Raw genomic sequence first — 5,895 nt, 5'->3', positions numbered from 1 at the left:
GAGGGTTTTTATAGGAAGTAAATATGGAATTTGTCCATATAAATAAAAGAACCTGTTTATTTATATATGATTTCATTTAAATAAACAGGTTCCTTTTAAGGCAAATGTATACAAATTTTTATACAATTATAACGGTAGTTTGGTAAGGTAATTATTTTCAATTTCTAATACTTAAATTTACTAATGCTCCCTTGCATTTCTTCCGCTAATCTTGCTAAGGAATCACTGGCATTAGCTACTTCTTCCATGGATACAGTTTGTTCTTCTACCGAAGCTGAAGCTTCTTGGGTTCCTGCTGCATTTTCTTGGGAAATAGATGACAAATTTTCAACGATTCTTATAATCTCATACTTTTTATCTTCCATAGTTTGTGATGATTCATTGATTTGTGCTATTATTTTCTGCATCCTTTCAATCGCATTGTCAATACCTTTGAATTTGGTATTGGTCAATTCCACACTCTCTGTTTGAGATATAATAGCTTTACTTACCTCTTGTATTGTGTTAACTGCATATGCTGTTCTATCCGTTAGTTCCTTAATGATAGTAGCAATTTCCTCCGTAAAAGTATTGGACTGTTCTGCTAATTTCCTTATTTCATCGGCTACCACTGCAAACCCTTTACCTGCCTCTCCCGCTCTAGCTGCCTCTATAGCCGCATTTAATGCTAATAGATTTGTTTGTTCTGCAATGTTTTTAATCATTTGACTAGAGCTTTGTATCTTTTCTGCACTTTCATTTGTATTTATAATAATTTCATGTATTTCTTTTGCTGATTTATTACTTATTTCTGTATTTTCTACTAGTCTATCCAAAATAATAATGCCCTCATCTTTTAACCTAGTCACTTCATTAGTAGAACTATTTAGGGATTTAATATACACCTGCCCTTTTTGTATCAATTGGCCTAATTCAGTGATATGTACTACCCCATTTTCAGTATCCTTGGCTTGGTCACCAGCTCCTTTAGCGATTTCTTCAATGGTTCTAGCTACTTCTTCAGCAGCTGTTGACACTTGCTGGCTCGTTGAGGTTAATTCTTTGGAAGCTAAAAATACATGTTTAGATTTATTAGATATATCTTTCAAAATATGAATAAAATTCTTATGTACTGAAGTCATAGCATTAGCAAGTATTCCTATTTCATCCTTATTATTTAAATATTTCATAACTAGGTCATTCTCATCGATGGCTAAGTCATATTTACTAAAACGATGTAATAATTGGGATAGTATAGTTATGGGAGTTGAAATCTGACGACCAATAAAGTAAGCCATTATTAGACCTAAGATTATAAACCCAAAAGTTGCATATATTACTCCTATTTTCAAATCATATAACCATACTAGTACATTTGATCGCAACCCAGCTATTCCAACACTCCAGCCAGTTTCTTTAACAGGTGCATAACCAATATAAACATTTTTACCATCTTGATTATAATAACTACCAAAACCTTTTTCTCCCTTTGCCATATGATTGCTAATTTCAGCTAGCTCAGCAAAACTGATATCTTCCTTAACCTCTTCAATGGGATTGCGTTGATCTAATACAAATTCTTCATTTGGATGTGCTATAATACTACCCTTACCGTTAATTAAATATGCATATCCGCCTACTCCGAATTTGACTTCATTAGTAATTGCACTTAAAGCTCTACCATCAAGTACAGCTAACAATACACCTATAACATTTTTATTATCATCAAATATAGGAGTAGCACCTAATACTATAATGGATCCATCTGTTCTACTAACAACAGGATCACTGATATTAGAATGACCCTCCATTGCCTGCTTAAAATATTTGCGATCTCCTAAATATAGTTCCTGCCCAAGAGAATTTCTTACTTTCCCATCTGGTGTCCCAACCCCCATAAATAGATATTTCTTTTTCTCTGTCTCCTTCATTAAAACTGGAAGCTGGTTGTTTTTCCAATCCATACTTTTAATAGCTTCTCTATCTGCTATACCTTCTAAGATATTTAGTTTTGATTCGATATCTTTAGTAATTATAGATGATACTTGTGTTGCAAGCTCTTGCAAACTTTCTTTTATGTTATTTTCAATAGCATTGGATGCAATATTATATGAAATTAAGCTTAAACCACCTGTTACAATAAGAATTACTACTATAAAATAAATCATTAGTTTTTGTCTAATACTCTTCATTTTATATCCCTCTTTTTTTTTATCATTTATATAAGTTATTAGAAACTATACCTCCTTTATGAATACCCTATATTTGTATAGCCAACTAGCTAAACTCCTCCATTTATAGTGCCAAAACTCAAAGAGTTTTTTCAAATTACTCGTCTTTAAAGCTTGCCTTTCTTTTTTTGATAAAGGATTCTATGCCTTCTTTTAAATCATAGGTCCCACTACAATAGATCGATTGTGCCTGCTCAAATAGTAATCCTGCTTCAGTATTATTTTCAGCTGCCACATTTATGCCTTTTTTAGCAAATCTTACTGCTGCCGGTGGATAGCTTGTTAATTTTTCTGCTAGCTTCATCACAAATTTTTCTAAATCTTCATCCTCAACGAGATATTCTACTAAGCCAATTCTATAGGCTTCATTTGCATCTATCCTATCACAAGCCATTATTAATCTCTTAGCCTGTCCTACCCCGATAAGTTTTGTTATTCTTGTTGTTCCACCCATATCAGGTGATAACCCTAGTTGTACTTCTGTTAATGCAAATACAGAGTTTTTACAGGCAACTCTTAAATCCACACCTGCAATCAGTTCAACTCCTGAACCTATGCAATATCCATGTACCCCTGCTATCACAGGTATAGGTAGTTTTTGCCAAAAACTATACAAGCCTTGTAACCATTCTAAATTATCCTTCATAAATCTACTACTCACATTGGAAAGGTATTTTAGATCAATACCTGCTGAAAAAGCCTGCCCATCGGCAATAATAACAACAGCTCTTAATTCTTTGTCGGAATAAATTTCTTTCTGTATTGCCTCAAGCTCTACAAAAAATTTTCCGTCTACTAGGTTTAGAGGTGGATTGCATAGGGTTATAATACCTATACTTTCCCGCTTTTCAAGTTTGACTCTTGTCCCATATGCCATACTTACATCTCCTTTTTTATTTTTAATGCCACATCAAATGCATCATCATGGGCATCCATAATTTTTCTTACTTTCTTGGCATCCCCAATGACATCATACTTAAATCCATGCTCATGGAGATATCCAGTAAGTTTTCTTCCCACAGGTTTATAACCAGCCGCTAGTATGATAGTATTAGCAATTATTTTTTCCATACCCTCTTTCGTTTTTAAAGTTACATCATTTTTATCAATGGAAATAACCTTTGTATTCTTTCTCAAATCAACGCCTAATCTCTTAAGTTCTTTAGTCATAATCCATTTATATCCACCTAATCCGCTTCCAATTTTATTGGTCATTTCAACTACTGTGATTTTAGGTGAATTTTTAGAATCACTATGAAATGTAACAAACTCAATTTCCTTTGGATTAATTAAAAGCTGAGGCATCAGCTTTTGAGGTATATACTTTGCTTTAAAATTTTGATAATATACTTTGGGAATCAATTTACTAATTAGAAGCTCCGCAGTTTCAAGACCTACAATTCCACCCCCTATAATCAGAACATCTTGCTGTAAAATATTTTGAATCATATCATCAGAGAAGGATAATACTTCCTCTGCCGTTAAAACATTTGATCCATAAATCCCATCGATTTGAGGTATGATTGGGCTACTGCCAGTAGCAACAAATACATGCTCTGGCCCTATCTCTTCAATCAATTTCCATGTTACTTCAGTATTGAGCCTTATTTCCACTCCAAGTTCTCTTATTCTATCCTCTGTAACCTCTACATAATTTATAAAGGTTTCCTTATGGGGTGGTTTACTTGCAACGACTACCTTTCCACCCAACACTCCTTCTTTTTCACATAGGATGACCCTATGTCCTTTTAAAGCACTAACTCTAGCGGCTTCCATGCCTGCTGGTCCGCCGCCAATGATAAGGATAGTTATTGGCATATTAGTCTTCTCTATTTCAACTGTTTCCTTTCCAACCTCGGGATTAAATACACATTTAACATCCTTAAATTTTAAGACTCTCTCAATACAACCTTGATTACAAGCTTGACATTTTCTATATTTTTGTTTGTTTCTAATCTTATTAGGATAATCCGGATCAGTGATTAACTGTCGTCCAAGTCCTATAATATCCGCTTTGCCAGTATTTATTATATTTACTGATACCTCGGGATCATGAACTCTGTTTGAAACAATAACTGAGATTGAAATGCCATCCTTAATGGATTCAGCTAAGAAATCATATCCTCCATAGGGAATATGTCTTGTGATCTGAGGAACAGGTGATTCATGCCATCCTCCAGTAACATTTACTGCATCAATCATATCTTCAACATCTTTAGTAAACCGCTGCATAAAATCTATACCATATCCACCCAACATATCCGAGGCTGAAATTCTTAAAATAATGGGAAAATCACTTCCAACTTTTTCCCTAACCTTAGCAATAACTTCCTTAGGAAATCTGATTCTATTGACTTCCGCTCCTCCGTATTCATCGGTTCTTAGATTTGTTTTCGGCGATAGGAACTGAGTAAGTAAATAACCAGCACTACAGCTGATTTCAATAGCATCAGCATCTGCTCTTTTAGCCCTTAAGGCCGCCTCCCCAAAATCTTTAATGGTACTTTCAATGTCTTCCTTTGTCATGACCCATGGCTCGGTCTTATATATTGGCGAAGGTACCGCTGAAGGTGCTACGGGCTGCTTATTGCCAATTAACATGGGTATATTATTTCTTCCCGTATGGAATAATTGCACAACTAATTTACAATCACCTTCATGCATTAAATTACTTAATTCTTTAAATCCTTCAATATATTTATCATCATCTAAAAAATGCATATCTGGTGGTCCAGCCACATCATTAACCGCTGCAATAACAGTTATAGCAGAAACTCCTCCCTCTACTCTTTCTTTATAAAAGGCCTTATCTCTTTCCGATATTTCCTTTTTTTCTGCATAACCTGTATGCATTCCTAACATAAACAATCTGTTTTTCAATTCTAAATTTCCTATTTTAACAGATTCAAACAATGCATCTACCATTAAAACCACCTCATAGCTTTCTAATTTTTTTAGTACTCCTATAACATGAATAATGATAAATTAGTCTCACTTATTCTAATTCATTAAACTTCAACTCCATTATATTTTTCTAAAATAGAAATAACATACTGAAACACTTATAAAAGCAAAAACAAATGCACTTAATTTTTGGGGCAAATCTATAAATGACATAAAAATAGCATAACCAAATGCTAATCTGGAAGATAAGCCTAGAATATATCGATTAACAAGGGAATTTATCAAAATCATCTAATAAATTCTCTGAGATTTGTAGGATATAATATATTAATATTAAGGGTGTAATCCTTTACAATAGTATATATTGAGCAAAAACAATGCCAATAAAGTTCGGCTGAATGACTATACTTAAAACCTAATACATGTGCAAAGCTTGTACAATAAGTTAAATTTTTGCACATAATATAAAAATCCCATAATAAATAAAACCCCTTACATCTCATTATATGTGCAAGAGGTTAGTGTAAAACGATACCAAATCCAAAACACCTAGCTTGATAATGCTTTTCTTACAAATCCCACTAATTCCATTACAATCTTTTCCTCATCCCGGATTGTTTCTGATCCTAAAAATATCTTCATTCTTTCTTTATAGTAGTCTGATGTATAGGAAAATTGGAACATTATGATCAGGTTATCAATATAAAATGCCGTAAGTCGCTCATCAATATTAGCATTGATTATACCCTTCTCCTTGGCGGTTCTTATAACATCACAATAT

Annotated in this window: 4 protein-coding genes; all 4 read right to left on the bottom strand. The window is 33.5% G+C overall.

Features of this window, described 5'->3' with window-relative positions:
* Positions 1–164: 164 nt before the first annotated feature.
* Positions 165–2,171 (bottom strand): methyl-accepting chemotaxis protein, encoded by a 2,007-nt coding sequence (locus N4A31_00230; protein ID MCT4634661.1) that lies wholly within the window; start codon positions 2,169–2,171, stop codon positions 165–167.
* 136 nt (positions 2,172–2,307) lie between these two features.
* Complete coding sequence (locus N4A31_00225) at positions 2,308–3,087, bottom strand: enoyl-CoA hydratase/isomerase family protein (protein ID MCT4634660.1); 780 nt, start codon at positions 3,085–3,087, stop codon at positions 2,308–2,310.
* A gap of 2 nt (positions 3,088–3,089) precedes the next feature.
* Positions 3,090–5,135, bottom strand: coding sequence for an FAD-dependent oxidoreductase (locus tag N4A31_00220; GenBank protein MCT4634659.1), 2,046 nt, complete (start codon positions 5,133–5,135; stop codon positions 3,090–3,092).
* 528 nt (positions 5,136–5,663) lie between these two features.
* Positions 5,664–5,895: hypothetical protein (locus N4A31_00215; GenBank protein ID MCT4634658.1), on the bottom strand; the 232-nt coding region annotated here is incomplete at its 5' end.

Source organism: Rickettsiales bacterium (assembly GCA_025210695.1).
GTDB lineage: Bacteria > Pseudomonadota > Alphaproteobacteria > Rickettsiales > CANDYO01 > CANDYO01.
This window is presented reverse-complemented; position numbering and strand designations above follow the sequence as displayed.